We start from the raw sequence: 16,442 nt of genomic DNA, 5'->3' as shown, positions 1-16,442 counted from the left end.
GAGATGTGTATAAGAGACAGGTCGTGGCGAGCCTCGCGGCCGCCGGCGTCGGGGCGACCGCGGGCGCGGTCGCGAGTCCGATCGGCGGAGCGCTGCTCGGGGTCGCCGCGATCGCGTTCCTCGGCGGCGCGCTCCGGGGCTCGACGCGGGTCCTGACGTGGGGCGCGGCGGTCGGCGTGGTCGGCCTCGGGGTCGCCGGGTACCGCGGCGCGCCGCCCGAGTCGCTGCTCGTCGCCGCGGTCGGGCTGGCGGTCGCGTGGGACGTCGCCGACCACGGCGTCGGTCTCGGCGAGCAGGTCGGACGGGGCGCGCGGGCCCGGCGGAACGTCGCGGTCCACGCGGGGACGAGCCTGTTAGTCGGCTCGGTGGCGGCCGGCCTCGTCTACGGGGTCACCCTCGCGGTCGGCGGCGGGCAGCCGGTGGCCGCGCTCGCGCTGCTGCTCGCGGGCGGCATCGCGCTGATCTCGGCGCTTCGGTGACGGGGAGGTCCGGGAGTTGGGCGGGGCCTGATCGGGAGCGGCGGCCCCGCGCCGACGGAGCTAAACCCTTATGAGCGCGCGGCCGGCAGGTACGGTCGTATGAGCGACCTCCCGGACGACTTCGACTGCACGCTCACCAACTGGGAGTACATCTACGGGCTCTGCCGCAACGTCTCCGACGCGGTGAAGCGGGCCGACTTCGAGCCGGACGTGGTCGTCGCCCTGGCCCGCGGCGGCTGGTTCGCGGGCCGCTGCGTCTGCGACTTCCTCGGGCTCAACGACCTCACCAGCCTCAAGATGGAACACTACGTGGGGACCGCCGAGAAGAGCGGCGAGCCCCAGATCCGCTACCCGATGCCCGAGGGGAGCGTCGAGGGGAAGAACGTCCTCATCATCGACGACATCGCCGACACCGGCGGCTCGATCCGCCGCGCCGAGGAGTACGTCGAGGAGCGCGACGCGGGCGAGGTCCGCACCGCGACGCTCCAGCTGCTCGGCACCTCCGAGTTCGAGCCGGACTTCGTCGGCGAGCGGCTCGAACAGTGGACGTGGGTCGTCTACCCGTGGAACTTCCTCGAAGACATGGTCGACCTCACCGAGGGGGCGATGGAGCGCGCCGACGAGTCGGCGTTCTCGCGCGAGGACCTGCGGCACTACTTAGAGGAGTTCCACGGCATCGGTCGGATCGAGATGGAGGTCGCCCAGCCCGGCCGGCTCGACGAGGTCGTCGAGGAGATGGTGCGGCGGGACGTGGCGGAGCCCGTCGGCGACGACGCCTGGGCGCTCGCCGAGTAGCCGGGCCGAGCGATGGCCGGGGACCGAGGCGGTGGCGAGCGTGACGCCGGCGACGGTCGCGGCGACGACCTCGACCGCGCGCTCGACGCGGTGCTCGCGGCCTACGAACTGAAAGAGGAGCGGCGCACCGGCTGGCAGCTCCGCGGCGTCGACGACCCCGAGTCCGTCGCGGCCCACTCGTGGGGGGTCGCGTACCTCGCCGTGACGCTCGGGGACCGGCTGGCGGCCGACCTCCCGGGCGTCGACCTCGACCGCGCGCTCCGGCTCGCGGTCGTCCACGACGTCGCCGAGGCCGAGACCGGGGACGTGGCGACGCGCGCGAGCGACGTGACGGAGTCGACGAACGACGGGAAGTCGGCGACCGACGCGACCGCGGAGGCGGACGATCGCGAGGCGAAGGTCGCCGCCGAGCGGGCGGCGATGCGCGACCTCGCCGGCCCGCTGCCGGAGCGCGTGCGGGACGCGTGGGAGGCGTACGAGGCGCGCGAGTCGCCGGAGGCGGTCCTCGTCAAGGAGTGCGACCTCCTCGACACCTGTCTCCAGGCCGTCCGCTACGAGCGCGGCGACCGGTACGACCCGGAGCGCGGCGACCCCGACGCGTTCCGCGAGTACGACGACCTCGACGAGTTCTTCGCGACGACCGAGCCGCGGCTCCGCACGGACGCCGGCCGAGAGCTGTTCGCGGCGGTCCGCGAGCGGTACCGGACCGCGCGAGACGAGTGAGGGAGACACGCGGGGCGAAGCCGGACCGCCCGCGGATCGGTCGGATGGGTTCGACGATCGTCGTACAGTTAATCGACGTTTGTAGCCTCTCTACCGGTCGATTTCGCGAATAGATGGTAAAAGGGTTAACGGGGGAGGTCGTCTCGAGAGGTGAGCTTTCACTACGCATGTCTGACACCGATCTCGTAATCGTCGGCGGGGGAATCAGCGGGGCGTCGCTCCTGTACACGGTCGCGAAGTTCACCGACGTCGAGGACGTCACGCTGATCGAGAAGGAGCGGGAGATCGCGGCGATCAACTCTCACCGGACGAACAACTCCCAGACCCTCCACTTCGGGGACATCGAGACGAACTACACCCTCGAAAAGGCCGAGGAGGTCAAGGAGGGCGCGGAGCTGCTGGCGGGCTACCTCGAAGGGGAAGACCCCGACTGCGAGATGCACAGCAAGCGGAGCAAGATGGTCCTCGGCGTCGGCGACGAGGAGGTCGCCAAGCTGGAGGAGCGCTACCACGAGAACGGGTTCGGCGACCTGTTCCCGAAGCTCCGCGAGATCGGGCGCGAGGAGATCGCGGAGCTGGAGCCGAAGGTCGTCGAGGGGCGCGATCCCGGCACGGAGCTGAAGGCGCTCCAGACGCCCGACGGCTACGTGGTCGACTACGGCGCGGTCGCGGAGTCGTTCGTCGACGCCGCCCGCGCGGAGGAAGGGGTCTCCGTCCACCTCGGGACGACCGTGACGAACGTCGACGAGCGCGGCGACGGGTTCCGCGTCGAGACAGACGACGGCGACTTCGAGGCCGAGGCGGTCGTCGTCGCGGCCGGGTCGCACAGCCTCCAGTTCGCCAAGGAGATGGGGTACGGCGACGGGATGTCGCTGTTACCGGTCGCGGGGAGCTTCTTCCTCGCGGACGACCTGCTGAACGGGAAGGTGTACACGCTCCAGATGAAGAAGCTCCCGTTCGCGGCGGTCCACGGCGACGCCGACGTCCACGACGACGGGACCACGCGGTTCGGGCCGACCGCGAAGCTCGTGCCCGCGCTCGAACGCGGCCACCTCTCGACGGTGAGCGACTTCGTCGACGTGTTCGGCTTCAACCCCGACTCCGTCCTGAGCTACGTCAACATCCTCTCGGACAAGATCCTCTTCCCGTACGTCGTGCGCAACCTCGTGTACGACCTCCCGGTGGTGGGCAAGCGCGCCTTCCTGCCGGACGTCCAGAAGGTCGTGCCGAGCGTCGACGTCGACGACATCGACCGGGCGAAGGGGTACGGCGGCGTGCGCCCGCAGATCGTCGACACCGAGAACAAGGAGCTCGACATGGGCGAAGCGAAGATCACCGAGGACGGTATCCTGTTCAACATCACGCCGTCGCCGGGCGCGTCGACCGCGCTGAAGAACGCGATGACGGACGTGGAGACCGTCCTCGGCTTCTTCGAGGACGACTACGAGTTCGACGAGGCGGGCTTCCGCGACGCGACCATCGAGAACTTCCCGCGGCTCGACGGCGACGCGGCGGACGACGACGCGGCCGCAGACGGCGAGGTCGCCGCGGACGCCGAGACCGCCGACGGCGACGCGGAGGCGGAGGCGGACGACGAGGTCGCGGCCGAGGCCGACGACTGATCGGGATCCGGAGCGAACGACACCCGTAAGTAGCGTCCCGGCCGATCCGCGGCCATGGCATCGAACGGCGACGACGGGACGGGACCGGGCGGCTCGACGGCGGAACACCCGGCGGCCGACGGCGGAGTCGTCGACCGCTGGACCGCGCTCGACCGCGGCTGGCAGGCGCTCGCGTTGGGGCTGGGGATCGTCGCCGCGCACCTCGTCGGGCAGGCGCTGTGACGGGGGTCGCCGAGGCGGTCCGGGCGTACCTGCCCGGGCTCGCGCTGCTCGCGGGCGGCGCGCTCGTCGCGACGCTCGTCGCGGACGCGGTCCCCGGCCTCCAGCCGCTCGTCGTCGCCGTCGCGCTCGGCGTCGGCGTCGGGAACACGGTCGGGACGCCCGATATCGCGGAGCCGGGCGTCGGCGTCGACAAGCTCTTTCTGGAGACCGGGATCGTGCTGCTCGGCGCTGCCGTCGCGGTCGAGGAGTTCCTCGCGGCCGGACCGACCGTCCTCGGGCTAGTGGTCGCGTTCGTCGCCGGCGGCCTCCTGTTCGGGGAGGTCGTCGCGCGCGCGCTCTTCCGGATCGGGTCGCCGACCTCGTCGCTTCTGGCGGCCGGCGCGAGCATTTGCGGCGTCTCCGCGGTCGTCGCGATCGGTCGGGTGTTGGACGCCCGCGGGGCCGCGATCACCTTCGCGGCCGCGACGGTCCTCCTCTTCGACGCGGCGACGCTCGTCGCGTTCCCGCTGGCGGGCGAGTGGCTCGGCCTGTCGAGCCGGCAGTTCGGCGTCTGGGCGGGCGTGAGCATGTTCTCGACCGGCCCCGTCGCGGCCGCGGGGTTCGCGTACTCGCCGGAGGCGGGGCAGTGGGCGACCGTGACGAAGCTGGCGCGCAACTCGCTTCTGGGCGGGGTCGCGGTCGCGTACTCGGTGGCGTACACGGCGCGCTCGGCGGCGGAGCCGGGCGTCCGTCGGCTGTGGGCGGAGTTCCCGAAGTTCCTGCTCGGCTTCCTCGCCGTGGCGGCGCTGGCCAACAGCGGGCTGCTCTCGCCGGCCGCGCTGGCGTCGATCGGCCGCGTGTCGGACGCGCTGTTCGCGCTGGCGTTCGTCGGGCTCGGCCTCTCGATCCGGATCGAGGACATGCGCGCGGTCGGCGCTGCGCCCGTCGGCGCGGTGCTGGTCCACCTGCTCGCCGTGAGCGCGGTCGCGCTCGCGGCGGTGCGCTGGCTGCTGTGAGGCGGGGCGAGGGGTCCGGGGCCGGGACGGATCGGGTTCACTCCTTATAAGTAGCGAGCGGGCGCACTCCGGGTATGGGCACCATCGGCTTCATCGGCGGCAGCGGCATCTACGAGGCGCTCCCCCTGAACGACGTGCGCGAGGTCGAGTTCGACACGCCGTACGGGGAGCCGAGCGACGCGGTGACGATCGGCGAGTTCGGCGACACGGGCCGCGAGGTCGCGTTCCTCCCGCGGCACGGCTCGAACCACGGCGTCTCGCCGACCGACCTGCCGTACCGCGCCAACATGTACGCCTTAAAAAAGGCCGGCGTCACGCACGTGTTCGCGTCGAACGCGGTGGGGAGTTTAAAAGAGGAGCTGGAACCCGGCACGCTCGTCGTCCCCGACCAGATCTACGACCGGACGAAACACCGCGACCTCTCCTTTTACGGCGACGGCGTCGTCGTCCACCAGCCGTTCGCGGACCCGTACAGCCCCGAGCTCGTCGACCACCTCACCGAGGCGGCGGAGTCGGCCGCGCCCGACGACACCGGCGTCGTGAAGGGCGGGACCTACGTCTGTATCGAGGGCCCGCAGTACTCGACGCGCGCGGAGTCGGAGTTCTACAAGAGCCAGGGCTGGGACCTCGTCGGCATGACCGCGATCCCCGAGGCGAAACTGGCCCGGGAGGCCGAGATCGCGTACGCGACGATCGCCGGCGTCACCGACTACGACGTGTGGAAAGAGGACAGCGAGGTGACGCTCGAAGAGGTGCTGGAGAACGCCGAAAAGAACCAGCAGGCGATCAAGGCCGCCGTCGAGGAGGCCGTGCGGACGCTGCCGGAGGATCTGGAGTGTGACGCGCACAGTTCGCTGGAGGGGACCGTCAACACGCCGACCGAGGCGATTCCGGAAGCGACCAAGGAACGCGTCGAGCCGCTGCTGGGCGACTACTTATAAACCGATCTGCGGTGCGGTCGGCGCGTGCCTGCGAGCGCCCGACAGGGCGCGAGACAGCACGCGCGAGGGACGCGGTGAGCGCTCGGAGAGCGCGAACCGCGAGGCTGGGGAGGTGTGAGGTGCGATCGCTGTGCGGTGTGGGGCGGGACTCGAAGGGGCAGCCGCGAGGACGACGCACGACGACGTAAGCACCGCAAGGAGCGAACGAAGTGAGCGACTGAAGAGCGTGGTTCGAAACGGCGGAGCCGTTTCGTCATCACGAGACGCCGGAAGCGTCTCGAACGACAACGAGTCGCGCGAGTCCTCGCGGCTGGGGCTTCGGCGACAGTCGTGGAGACCACAGATTCATATCCAGATACACCGTGGCATCGCCGAGCGGCTGGGGCTTCAGCGGTCGTGTCCCGATCGCCGGGGGTAACCTGTTTGCCTCGGATCGCTCCCCAAACGATTCCGCACGAGCGGTCACCGGAGGCGCACTAGTCGTCGAACACGTCGAGCGTGAACTCCGCGTCGGACTCGCGGGTCAGGCGCTCGGAGCCGTCGTGGTCGCTCAGTGCTCCGGCCTCCATCGAGTCGTGGACGCGCTCGACCGCGTCCGGCGTCACCTTCTCGGTCACCTCGAAGGTCGTCACGGGGCTGACCAGCCCCCAGAGCGCGCCGGTGGAGTGAGCGAGGAAGGCGACCGGCGTGAAGAGGAGATACAGCGGCCACGTGAGCGGGTGTTTGTCGTACGACGCCGCGCCGACGACCGTGTACACGAACAGCACGCCGAACAGCGTCAGCGAGGCGGCCCGATACCACTCCATCGCCGGCGCGGTGCCGGGGAGGAGGACGGAGGCGACGGCGAGGACCGGGACGAGCGGCGAGAACGCCCACGCGACGATCCGCGTGTAATACACCGGTCTGTACATGAGCGGGAGCAGCCCTCCGTCGGCGCGGGTCCCCGAGATCCACCGCCGTCGCTGCTTGGCCATCGCGCGCAGCGACGGGGGTGCCTGATTGCGGAACCGGACGTCGAGGACGGCGAACGAAACGCCGACCTCGGCAGCGGCGCGCCAGATGAAGTTCGTGTCCTCGGTGATCGTCGCGACGTCCCATGTGATCTCCTCTTCGAGCGAGTGCCGGACCGCCACGCCGCCACCCCACGCGTACAGCGGGTACCGCAGGCGGTGGAACGCGAACTGCTCGTACTGGTAGCCGACGCGGAAGATCTCGCTGAGGTACGCTATCCGCGACCCGGTGTACAGCGGCTTCTCGGTGAACTGGACCACGTCCGCGTCGGGGAGTCCCTCGAAGCCGGCCATGATCGTGTCCTCGTCGAGGTACAACACGTACTCGCGGTCGCAGGGGACCGCGCGGCGCGCCCACTCGACCGCCCGGCCCTTGTTCGTCGCGTCGCACTCGAACGCCTCCGGGACGACGTGGACGTCGGCCCCCTCGACATCGATGGGTTTCTCGGCGATCACGCGCACGTCGTCGAGCGCCTCGGGCACCGCGTTGACGGTGGCCTGAACGACCTCCTCGGCGTCGATGGTGAGAATGCGAACCTGAATGTCGTCGTACCCCCAGTCGACGTCGTCGGCGTCGACGCGGCCGCCGCGCGCGAGGACGGCCGCCTCGAAGAGCCACCACAGCGTGGAGGCCCCGTACAGCGCCAGTGCGACCCAGAGCCCGACGACGACCGCGCCGAGGACGGGGTCCTCGGAGAGCACCGATAGCACGCCCGCACCGACGGAGAGCGGGGATAAGAGCGCGTCGAATCCTGTCAGTCCGCGACGGCCTCGGTGTCGGCCGCTACCGCCGACGGGTCCTTCACCCAGAGGTCGCCGAACAGCTCGTCCTGCTGGAGCCGCACCGCGCCGCGGTGGGCCATGAAAAGCAGCGCGAGGTACGTCATGAACGGGCGGCCGCCCGCGCCCTCGATCTCGGCGAACAGCACCTCGGTGCGGCCGCGGTCGAACTGCGTCGCGAGGACCCCCTCGATCTCCGCGATCACCTCCTCGATGTCCTCGTCGTGGGTGCGGTCGGTCGCCTCGCCCGCGGTCGGCTCGCCGTCCTCACGGAACTCGTCGCCCGTGCGGTAATCGAGCGTCTGCGTCCCGCGGGCGTGGCCGCTCGGCGACTCCGAGGTGTCGTACTCGCGGGACTCTTTCCACCACGAGCCGCGCTCGGCCTCGCGCAGCTCGCGGACGAGTTCGTCGAGCGTCTCGGGCGAGCCGCGGGTGTTCTTGCGGTCGAGCCGGCGGTCGATCTCAGCCTCCAGCTCGTCGACGGGGTCGAAGTCGCCGTCCGCGGGGTCCGGCGCGCCGCCCTCCATCGCCACCTCCCACGGCTCCGGTTCCGGCTCCTCCTCTTTGTCGTCGTCGGCCAGCATGCCGTCGCTTTTCATCCGGAGTAAGACGCTGGCGTAAAACAGCGCCCGCCCCGTCGTCCGGAGGTCCGTCTCGTCGAGCTTCTCCAAGAAGGCGTCCGTCACCTGGACGATGTCGATGTCCCACGGCTCGATCTCCCCCTCCTCGGCGAGCTGGACGAGGAGCTCGACGGGCTCGACCTCGTCGTCGCCCGTCTCGTCCGGCGGCGACACGCCGGACACAGTCGAGTCCGAGACGGCGTCCGCAGCCGTTTCGGATCCCCCAGCGGACTGTCCGTCACCGGACGGGTCGTCGTCGGACGGGTCGTCTGCGAACGGGTCGGCCCCGTCGCGCTCGCTCGTCAGGTCGAGGTCGGGGACCCCGTCCTCAGTCATCCGCGCTCACCCCGCTTTCCTCCCCCTCGTCGGCGTCGTCGCCGAACTGCATGCCGGTCACCGCAGAGCGGTTGTCGCCCTGCATCGTGACGCCGATGGCGCGGTCGGAGCGCTCCAACAGCGCCGAGCGGTGGCCGACGACGACGAACTGCGCCTCCTGGGCCAGCTCCTCGATCATCTCGCCGACGCGCTCGGCGTTGACCGCGTCGAGGAACGCGTCGATCTCGTCGAGCGCGTAGAACGGCGCGGGGTTGTGGCGCTGGACGGCGAAGATGAAGGAGAGGGCGGTGAGCGACTTCTCGCCGCCGCTCATCGCGTCGAGCCGCTGGACCGGCTTGTCCGCGGGCTGGGCCTTCATCGTCAGCCCCTCCTCGAACGGGTCCTCGGGGTTCTCCAAGACGAGCTCCCCGGACCCGGCCGAGAGCCGGGCGAAGATGTCCTCGAAGTGGTCGTTTATCGACTCGAACGTCTCCATGAACGTCTCCTTCTTCGCGGCCTCGTACCCCTCGATGCGCTCCTCGATGGCGTCGCGCTCCTCGACGAGCACGTCCCGGCGCTCTTGGAGCTCGTCGAGCGCCTCCTGAACCTCCTCGTACTCGTCGATCGCGAGCATGTTCACCGGCTCTAACGCCTCCATCTCGTCTTCGAGCTCCTCGATCCGCGACTCCACCTCGTCGAGGTCGGGGATCTCCGCGGCGTCGTACTCGCCGACCTGCGACTCCAGCTCGTCGATCTCCCACTCCAAGCGGTCGCGGCGGTCCGTCAGGTCCGACAGGTCCGACTCCGCCTCGGAGACGAGCGACCGCTGCTCGTCGCGCCGCTGGGTCGCCTCGCGGATCTCCTCGCGGAGGGCCTCGCGTTCCTCCTTCAGCTCCGTCAGCTCTTCTTCGAGGTCGGCGATCGCCTCCTTCTTCTCGTCGAGCGCGGCCTCCTTCTCCTCGATCGCGGCCTCGTAGTCGGCGACCGCCTCCTCCGCCTCCGCCTTCGCGTTCTGCGCCTCCTCGACGTCGTCGTGGAGGTCGTCGAGCGCGTCCTCGGCGTACCCCTTCTCCAACTCCAGCTCGTTGATCCGACCGTCGAGGGAGTCCATCCGGTCCTCCAGGTCGCCGATCTCGGCGCGGATCTCGTCGGCGCGCTCGGAGAGCTCGGGGATCTTCGAGTCGGCGAGTTCGGCCTCGATCTCGTCGATGTCGCTCTGTAGCTCGTCGATCTCGGCGGTGATCCCGTCGAGCTCCTCGTCGAGTTCCGTCATCTCCGCGTCGACGGACTCGCGTTCCGCCTCCAGCTCCTCCAGTTCCGCCTCCAGCTCCTCGATCCGGGTTTCCGCGTCCGCGAGGCCGTCCTCGGCGCGCTCGACGTCCGCCTCCAGCGACCGGACGCGCTCGGCCGCGTCCGCCTTGCGGTCGCGGGCGTCGTCGATGTCGTCGTCGAGCGCGTCGATCTCCGACTGGACCGACTGGCGCTCGTCCTCCAGATCGGATATCTCCGTCGCGAGCCGCTCCAGTTTGCCGCCGCCGGACTTCGTGAACGAGTAGCGGGAGCCGCCGCCGGAGCCGCCGGTCATCGCGCCCGACTTTTCGACGAGGTCGCCGTCGAGCGTCACCATCCGGTAGTCGCCCATCAGCTCGCGGGCGGTGTCCATGTCCTCGACGACGAGCGTCGAGCCGAGCACGTACGAGAAGATCGACGCGTACTCGGCGTCGTAGTCGACGAGGTTCCGCGCGAAGTCGACGACGCCCGGCAGCGACGGCTTCCGCGGCAGGCTCCGGTCGTCCATCTCCGTGATGGGGAGGAACGTCGCCCGCCCCGCGTTCCGCCGTTTCAGGTAGTCGATACAGGTCGAGCCGACGCCGTCGTCGTCGACGACGACGTTCGCGAGCCGACCGCCCGCGGCGGTCTCGCAGGCCTCGGCGTACCGGGCCTCGACCGACGCGAGCTCCCCGACCGCGCCGTGGACGCCGTCGATGCCGCCGTTCTTCACCTCGGTGACCGCGCGCGGCCACGAGGCGTCGCCGCGCTGGTCGGCCGCGGCCTCCAGCTTGGCGTACTCGTTCTGCTTCTCGCGGAGCGTCGACTCGATCTCCTCTAAGCGCTCGTCCTTTTCCGCCTTCTCGGCGAACAGGTCCGCGACGGCGTCCTCGATGGTCGCCTCGTTCTTCTCGGCTTTGTCCAGTTCGCTCTTCAGCTCGGAGATGCGCGCCTTGTGTTCCGGGAGCGACGCGCGGGCCTCCTCCAACTCCTCGCGGGCCTCGCTCACCGCGTTCGAGCGGCGGCGGGCCTCGTCGAGCAGCCGGTCCTTCTCGCGTTGCGTCTCGTTTTTCTCCTCGCGGAGCGACTCGATCGCCTCCTTCTTCGCCGACAGTTCGGCCTTCAGCTCGTCGAACTCCGTGTCCGCGCCCTCGATCTCGGCCTCCACGTCCGCCAGCTCCGAGCGCTTCGTCGCCAGCTCCGATTTCACCGAGGCCTTCTCGACTTTCGTCTCGCGGATCTCCGCCTCCAGCTCCTCGATCGTCTCCTCCTTGCGGTCGATCTGGACGAACGCCTGTCGCCGGTCGTTCTCGGCCGACTCGGCGCGCGACTCGGCCGATTCGATCCTGTCCTCCAGCCGCGAGATCTCGCCTTTGATCGACTCGATCTCCGACCGGATCTCGATCTGCTCGTCTTCGCCTTTCGTCTCGATCTCGTGGTTGAGGTCGGCTAGGTCCTCCTCCAGCCGGGTGAGCTTCCCCTGTCTGGCGTCGAGCTCGGTTCGGAGCTCCTCGAGCTCCGCCTCCGCCTCCTCGACGTCGTCCGCGACGGTCGCGAGCGTCTCGCGTTTCTCCTCCAGCTCGGAGGCCTTGCGGAACCCGCGGTACTCCTCTACCTCGTCGCGGAGGTCCTGGTACTGGAGGGCGGTCTCGCGCTCGTCGGCGAGCTGGTCGAGCCGGTCCTGCTTCTCGCCGATGCGGAGGTCCGCCTCGCCGATCCGGTCTTCGACCGTGTCCAGCTCCTCGTAGGCCGCCTCCTTCTTCTCGTCGAACTCGGCGACGCCCGCGATCTCGTCGACGATCCCCCGCCGCTGGTAGGGGGTCATGTTAATGATCTCGGTGACGTCGCCTTGCATCACCACGTTGTACCCCTCCGGCGTCACGCCCGCCGCCGCGAGCAGGTCCTGGACGTCCGAGAGGTTCACCGACCGGCCGTTGAGGTAGTAGTACGAGTAGTAGTTGTCCTCGGTCTCCTTCACGCGGCGCTTGATCGTGATCTCGGAGACGTCGCCGACGTTCTCGGTGCCGGCCGCGGAGACGACCTGCGACCGGTCGAGCGTGCCGTCCTCGTTGGAGAGCACGACCGTGACGGACGCCTCGTTCGGCCCCCCGGACTCCCCGCCGTCGTCGTGGCCGGGGTTGTAGATGAGGTCGGTGAGCTTCTTCGCGCGGATCCCGCGGGTGCGCGCCAGCCCGAGCGCGAACAACACCCCGTCGATGATGTTCGACTTCCCGGAGCCGTTCGGGCCGGTGACGACCGTGAAGTCCTCGTAAAAGGGGATCCTCGTCGTCCGCCCGAAGCTCTTGAACCCGTCCAGAACGACTTCAGTGATGTGCATGTGGTCGGAGGCGACCGCTTACGCGACGATGATGTCGTCGCCCTCGCTCGACTCGCCGTCGTCGTCGCCGTCGGCCGCTTCGCCCTCGTCGTCGCGCGACTCGGCGTCGGGCGTCGTCGCCGACTGCTCGGGCACGATGACGTCGTCCCCGTCGTCCGACGCCGCCGCGTCGTCCGCGGACGCGCCGTCGGACGACCCCTCGACGGACTCGAAGACGTCGACGTGGTCGTCGGAGTGGGTCGTCCGCTCGCCGCCGGAGACCTGCTCGGTCGCGTCGTCGGCGGCCGCCGGCTCGGCGGCGGCCTCCGTCGCAGCGGTCTCGGAGCCGGCCGCCGCGCCGGCCGCCTCCGCCTCCACCGGGACCGAGCGCTCGTCTTCCAGCTGTCGGACGCGCTCTTTCATCTCGACGAGCTCTTCGGTGAGTCCGTTGACCGCCGCCTGTAGCTCCGCGACCTGCCGTTCGAGGTCCTCGACGCGGTTACTCATTATACACACGCATGCTCGCGCGACGCGTATAAATCTGCGTCAGACACACGTGTGATCAAATAGCACGATTCGGGGCGTCACCCCCGACATTTCGGCGGTATGAAACGTGTCAGACGGCGGGGGAAGATACTTGTACCGACCGCGAATACCCGTCGGTATGAGTAAGATCACCTTCCGGGCGGACGACGGGCTCGTCGACCGGCTGGAAGCGTGTGACGCCTCGAAGAGCGAGGTGATGCGGGAGGCCCTCCGGACGTACCTCGACGGGGAGGAGGCGGTGTCCGACGCGTCCGACGCGCCGACCGGGGGCGTCGACGACGCCCTCGCGGACCGCGTGGACGAACTGATCGCGGAGCGGCTCGACGCCGCGCTCGACGAGCGCCTCGGACCGGCGGCCGGTGCCGGGGTGCCGCGGTCGGCTTCCGGGGACGCCGGCGACATCAACGTAAACGTCACGCTCGACGCGCCGAACTCGGGACCGGACGAGAGCGAGGAGAAGGTTAGTGTGACGCGTGAGACGGCCGGCGACGCGGAGCCGACGGCGCGTAAGACGGACGAGAGTCCGACGGACGAGAGCCCGGGAGCGACGCCGCGCGAGAACGTCTGCGGCGGGTGCGGCGAGAACGTGCCGTCGGACCACGTGTACTGCCCGAACTGCGGGGAGAAACAGTCACACAGGGCGTTCTGCGAGTGCGGCGACGAACTGCGGACGGACTGGGCGTTCTGCCCCGGCTGCGGCCGCCGGACCCCGGCCGCCGACGTGTTGAAGGATCGGTAACCGGCCACGGAACGCACCCACGGAACGCGTCATACGCGGCGGACCGCTCGTTTCGGCGAGCGTCTTACACCCGGCGGTAGTTTTATATGTTTAGCCTCGGTTGGTTGAGCCGCGTAAGACGGTCGTCTTACAGACGGCGTCCGGCGTGGGTCGATATCCCCCGTTCGGGCGGTCACGTGCTGTAAGACACACGCGTCGCGTGGTCGCCGTCTTACCGGGGGAATACCAATGGAGCGTGTGACACTACGAATCCCGAAACAGCAGATCGATGAGGTCGAACAGATGGTGGAGACGGGCGAGTTCCCGAACCGGAGCGAGGCGATCCGGTCGGCCGTCCGCGACATGTTGAACGAACAGGACGGCGACCGCGACGAGCGCGGCCGCAACCGCAACTGGGCGAAGGTGTAAACAGATGCAAGATCTCGTTCAGGACGCCCTCGACAACGCGGAAGCGGAGAAGCGCGACATGGACGTCGACATGGACGACGACGAGTTCGGGGACCCCCGGATCGTCATCGTCGGTGCCGGCGGTGCCGGCAACAACACGGTCAACCGACTGTACAACATCGGCGTCGACGGCGCTGACACCGTCGCGATCAACACCGACAAACAGCACCTCAAGATGATCGAGGCCGACACCAAGATCCTCGTGGGCAAGTCGCTCACGCAGGGGCTCGGTGCCGGCGGCGACCCCAAGATGGGCGAGCGCGCGACCGAGATGGCCCAGGGGACGATCAAGGAGGTGCTCGGCGACGCCGACCTCGTCTTCGTCACCGCCGGGATGGGCGGCGGCACCGGGACCGGCGCGGCCCCGGTCGTCTCGAAGATCGCCAAAGAGCAGGGAGCCATCGTCGTGGGCATGGTCTCGACGCCGTTCAACGTCGAGCGCGCCCGCACGGTGAAGGCGGAGGAAGGCCTCGAGGACCTCCGCAACGAGGCCGACTCGATCATCGTCTTAGACAACAACCGGCTCCTCGATTACGTCCCGAACCTGCCGATCGGGAAGGCGTTCTCCGTGATGGACCAGATCATCGCGGAGACGGTCAAGGGGATCTCGGAGACGATCACCCAGCCGAGCCTCATCAACCTCGACTACGCGGACATGTCGACGATCATGAATCAGGGCGGCGTCGCGGTCATGCTCGTCGGCGAGACCCAAGACAAGAACAAGACCCAAGAGGTGGTCAACGACGCGATGAACCACCCGCTCTTGGACGTCGACTACCGCGGAGCCTCCGGCGGGCTGGTCCACATCACGGGCGGCCCGGACCTCACCCTGAAGGAGGCCGAGGGGATCGCGAACAACATCACCGAGCGGCTGGAAGCGAGCGCAAACGTGATCTGGGGCGCTCGCATTCAGGAGGAGTACAAGGGCAAGGTGCGCGTCATGGCGATCATGACGGGCGTCCAGAGCGCGCAGGTGCTCGGCCCCTCCACCCAGAAGCAGGCCGACAAGTCGCGCGCCGCGGTCAACGGCGAGGACCTCGGCGACTCGCGCCAGCGGGCCGCTGAGGCGAACGAGGCCGTGAACGCCGGCGACAACAGGGGCGACGCGGCGGTCTCGGGCGGCACCGAACGCAGCGCGTGGGAGTCCGACGGCGGCAACGAGCCGGTCGAGAAGAACAACGGCCTCGACGTCATTCGCTGAATCCCCGGAGCACCGACGGCAAAACGCCGTTTCGACGCGGTCCGCGGTCCGTTTTTCCAGTCAGTTCGGTCAGACGGCCTCGATCGACTCCAGCAGCCGGCACTTCCGACAGACGTCGCGGCTCGTCTGCGAGCCGCAGCGCTCGCACTCGCGGAGGGCGGGCGAGTCGTGGGCGTCGCTCCCGTCGTCGTCCGTCCCGTCGCCGCGGTACGCCTCGGCGGCGAGCGCGGACAGCTCTTCGTAGCCGGCCATGATCGAGTGGCGCGCGCCGGGGTGGTTCTCCTCTAGGGCGTGGATCGTCGACTGGATCTCGCCGCGGTACGCCTCCTCGGCGTGGGGACACTCGGCCATGTGGGTCGGGAGGTCGCGGACGTGACAGTATAAGGCGATCTCCTTTTCGGGCACGTCGCGGAGCGGCTTGGCGCGCGGGACGAACGCGTCGGTGGCCTCCCGCTCCTCGAAGGGGCCGAGCGAGGCGTCGAAGTGTTTCGCCACCTGTCGCACGTCGCCTTCGAGGAAGTTCATCAGCGCGGTCTGGGCCTCGTCGTCGAGGTTGTGACCGGTGAGCAGCTTGTCGGCGTCGAACTCGGCGGCGTATTCCTCCAGCAGGTCCCGGCGGAACACCCCGCAGTACGCGCAGGCGGCCATGTTCTCCGGGTCGTCCTCGACGACGTCGTCCATCCGAACGCCGAACTCCTCCTCGTACGACACCAGCTCGTGGCGCATCGAGAGGTCGTCGGCCAGTTCGACACAGGCGTCGACGCTCTCGTCGCGGTACCCCTCGATCCCCTCGTGGATGGTGAGGGCGAGCATCTCCACGCGGGGGTCGCGGCCGAACACGTCGTCTAAGATCTGCGTCAGCACGACGCTGTCTTTCCCGCCGGAGAGCCCGATCACCCAGCGGTCGGGGTCGTCGGGGGTCGCGTCCGGGTCGAGGAGCCCGTCCTCGCGGACCCGACGCTTCACGCGCTTCTCGACCGACTCCCGGAGGTGGTGGCCACAGAGGTGCGCCCCGGAGTAGGCGGCGTGGTGGACGGCGTCGCTCCCGCACTTGTCGCACTCCATCGATGTCGGGTTGCGGTCGCGCGGGGATACCCGTTTCGGGCCGAGATGAATACATGAGACCAGCAGTGGAGGGGGATGGATCTGAGACCGGCGTAAACCCCGTCGAAGGCTCGGTTGCTTGGCGATACGTCGAAAGGATCGACACCGCCGAGAACACCGCCGAAGCCCCAGCCGGGATGACTCGATGCGCTCGCTGCGCGCCTCACTCGGTCACTTCGTTCCCTCGTTGCGGTGCTTGCGTCGCGCGTCTTCGCCCTCCCGGCTGCCCCTTCGAATCCCGCCCCGCACAGCACCTCGCGCCTCCCCAGCCTCGTCGGCCGCGTCCGTCGGGCTCCCTTCGGTCGCCCTCGTCGCGG

Annotated in this window: 15 protein-coding genes; 10 read left to right on the top strand and 5 right to left on the bottom strand. The window is 69.3% G+C overall.

Features of this window, described 5'->3' with window-relative positions:
• Positions 1-5: 5 nt before the first annotated feature.
• The 7 genes from C472_RS10735 (at position 6) to mtnP (ending at position 5,777) form a co-directional block, all read left to right on the top strand.
• Entirely contained in the window at positions 6-479 is a 474-nt protein-coding gene (locus tag C472_RS10735; RefSeq protein WP_082238252.1) for a DUF7519 family protein, read from the top strand.
• Positions 480-578: 99 nt separating this feature from the next.
• Positions 579-1,274, top strand: a complete 696-nt coding sequence (locus C472_RS10730) for a phosphoribosyltransferase (protein WP_006629857.1) — start codon at positions 579-581, stop codon at positions 1,272-1,274.
• A gap of 12 nt (positions 1,275-1,286) precedes the next feature.
• Complete coding sequence (locus C472_RS10725; protein WP_006629856.1) at positions 1,287-1,997, top strand: HD domain-containing protein; 711 nt, start codon at positions 1,287-1,289, stop codon at positions 1,995-1,997.
• A 167-nt stretch (positions 1,998-2,164) separates the two neighbouring features.
• On the top strand, positions 2,165-3,619 hold the full coding sequence (locus C472_RS10720; RefSeq protein ID WP_006629855.1) for an FAD-dependent oxidoreductase: 1,455 nt from the start codon (positions 2,165-2,167) through the stop codon (positions 3,617-3,619).
• Positions 3,620-3,673: 54 nt separating this feature from the next.
• Complete coding sequence (locus C472_RS17555) at positions 3,674-3,841, top strand: hypothetical protein (RefSeq protein ID WP_006629854.1); 168 nt, start codon at positions 3,674-3,676, stop codon at positions 3,839-3,841.
• Positions 3,838-4,836 (top strand): YeiH family protein, encoded by a 999-nt coding sequence (locus tag C472_RS10715; protein ID WP_006629853.1) that lies wholly within the window; start codon positions 3,838-3,840, stop codon positions 4,834-4,836. Before C472_RS17555 ends, C472_RS10715 begins: the two co-directional genes overlap by 4 nt.
• Before the next feature lie 74 nt (positions 4,837-4,910).
• On the top strand, positions 4,911-5,777 hold the full coding sequence (mtnP, locus tag C472_RS10710) for an S-methyl-5'-thioadenosine phosphorylase (protein WP_006629852.1): 867 nt from the start codon (positions 4,911-4,913) through the stop codon (positions 5,775-5,777).
• A gap of 476 nt (positions 5,778-6,253) precedes the next feature.
• Here mtnP and C472_RS10705 read toward each other — a convergent pair whose 3' ends face one another.
• Genes C472_RS10705 through C472_RS10690 form a run of 4 tightly spaced genes read right to left on the bottom strand, consistent with a single transcriptional unit; the run spans position 6,254 to position 12,595 of the window.
• Positions 6,254-7,489, bottom strand: a complete 1,236-nt coding sequence (locus tag C472_RS10705; protein WP_006629851.1) for a glycosyltransferase — start codon at positions 7,487-7,489, stop codon at positions 6,254-6,256.
• 53 nt (positions 7,490-7,542) lie between these two features.
• Complete coding sequence (locus C472_RS10700) at positions 7,543-8,523, bottom strand: segregation and condensation protein A (RefSeq protein WP_006629850.1); 981 nt, start codon at positions 8,521-8,523, stop codon at positions 7,543-7,545.
• Positions 8,516-12,109: a chromosome segregation protein SMC gene (gene smc, locus C472_RS10695; RefSeq protein ID WP_006629849.1), complete on the bottom strand. Its 3,594-nt coding sequence runs from the start codon at positions 12,107-12,109 to the stop codon at positions 8,516-8,518. The genes C472_RS10700 and smc overlap by 8 nt, the downstream gene beginning before the upstream one ends.
• A gap of 18 nt (positions 12,110-12,127) precedes the next feature.
• Positions 12,128-12,595, bottom strand: a complete 468-nt coding sequence (locus tag C472_RS10690) for a DUF7518 family protein (RefSeq protein WP_006629848.1) — start codon at positions 12,593-12,595, stop codon at positions 12,128-12,130.
• A 157-nt stretch (positions 12,596-12,752) separates the two neighbouring features.
• Between C472_RS10690 and C472_RS10685 the strand changes: the two genes are divergently transcribed.
• The 3 genes from C472_RS10685 (at position 12,753) to ftsZ (ending at position 15,021) form a co-directional block, all read left to right on the top strand.
• Complete coding sequence (locus C472_RS10685) at positions 12,753-13,373, top strand: double zinc ribbon domain-containing protein (protein WP_006629847.1); 621 nt, start codon at positions 12,753-12,755, stop codon at positions 13,371-13,373.
• A 228-nt stretch (positions 13,374-13,601) separates the two neighbouring features.
• The gene (locus tag C472_RS10680; protein ID WP_049906530.1) at positions 13,602-13,781 is read left to right on the top strand and encodes a ribbon-helix-helix domain-containing protein; all 180 of its coding nucleotides are present in this window, start codon (positions 13,602-13,604) and stop codon (positions 13,779-13,781) included.
• A gap of 4 nt (positions 13,782-13,785) precedes the next feature.
• On the top strand, positions 13,786-15,021 hold the full coding sequence (ftsZ, locus tag C472_RS10675; protein WP_006629845.1) for a cell division protein FtsZ: 1,236 nt from the start codon (positions 13,786-13,788) through the stop codon (positions 15,019-15,021).
• 69 nt (positions 15,022-15,090) lie between these two features.
• On the opposite strand, the gene ncsA is transcribed toward ftsZ, so the two are convergent.
• Entirely contained in the window at positions 15,091-16,086 is a 996-nt protein-coding gene (gene ncsA, locus C472_RS10670) for a tRNA 2-thiolation protein NcsA (protein ID WP_006629844.1), read from the bottom strand.
• Positions 16,087-16,442 lie beyond the last annotated feature (356 nt).

Source organism: Halorubrum tebenquichense DSM 14210 (assembly GCF_000337415.1).
Taxonomy (GTDB): domain Archaea; phylum Halobacteriota; class Halobacteria; order Halobacteriales; family Haloferacaceae; genus Halorubrum; species Halorubrum tebenquichense.
This window is presented reverse-complemented; position numbering and strand designations above follow the sequence as displayed.

What these genes read in the sequence shown, in the direction of transcription:
- C472_RS17555 (WP_006629854.1), top strand. Translation starts at nt 3,674, where the DNA reads ATGGCATCGAACGGCGACGACGGGACGGGACCGGGCGGCTCGACGGCG.
- ncsA (WP_006629844.1), bottom strand. Translation starts at nt 16,086, where the DNA reads ATGGAGTGCGACAAGTGCGGGAGCGACGCCGTCCACCACGCCGCCTAC.
- ftsZ (WP_006629845.1), top strand. Translation starts at nt 13,786, where the DNA reads ATGCAAGATCTCGTTCAGGACGCCCTCGACAACGCGGAAGCGGAGAAG.
- smc (WP_006629849.1), bottom strand. Translation starts at nt 12,109, where the DNA reads ATGCACATCACTGAAGTCGTTCTGGACGGGTTCAAGAGCTTCGGGCGG.
- C472_RS10720 (WP_006629855.1), top strand. Translation starts at nt 2,165, where the DNA reads ATGTCTGACACCGATCTCGTAATCGTCGGCGGGGGAATCAGCGGGGCG.
- C472_RS10730 (WP_006629857.1), top strand. Translation starts at nt 579, where the DNA reads ATGAGCGACCTCCCGGACGACTTCGACTGCACGCTCACCAACTGGGAG.
- C472_RS10680 (WP_049906530.1), top strand. Translation starts at nt 13,602, where the DNA reads ATGGAGCGTGTGACACTACGAATCCCGAAACAGCAGATCGATGAGGTC.
- C472_RS10690 (WP_006629848.1), bottom strand. Translation starts at nt 12,595, where the DNA reads ATGAGTAACCGCGTCGAGGACCTCGAACGGCAGGTCGCGGAGCTACAG.
- mtnP (WP_006629852.1), top strand. Translation starts at nt 4,911, where the DNA reads ATGGGCACCATCGGCTTCATCGGCGGCAGCGGCATCTACGAGGCGCTC.
- C472_RS10725 (WP_006629856.1), top strand. Translation starts at nt 1,287, where the DNA reads ATGGCCGGGGACCGAGGCGGTGGCGAGCGTGACGCCGGCGACGGTCGC.
- C472_RS10685 (WP_006629847.1), top strand. Translation starts at nt 12,753, where the DNA reads ATGAGTAAGATCACCTTCCGGGCGGACGACGGGCTCGTCGACCGGCTG.
- C472_RS10700 (WP_006629850.1), bottom strand. Translation starts at nt 8,523, where the DNA reads ATGACTGAGGACGGGGTCCCCGACCTCGACCTGACGAGCGAGCGCGAC.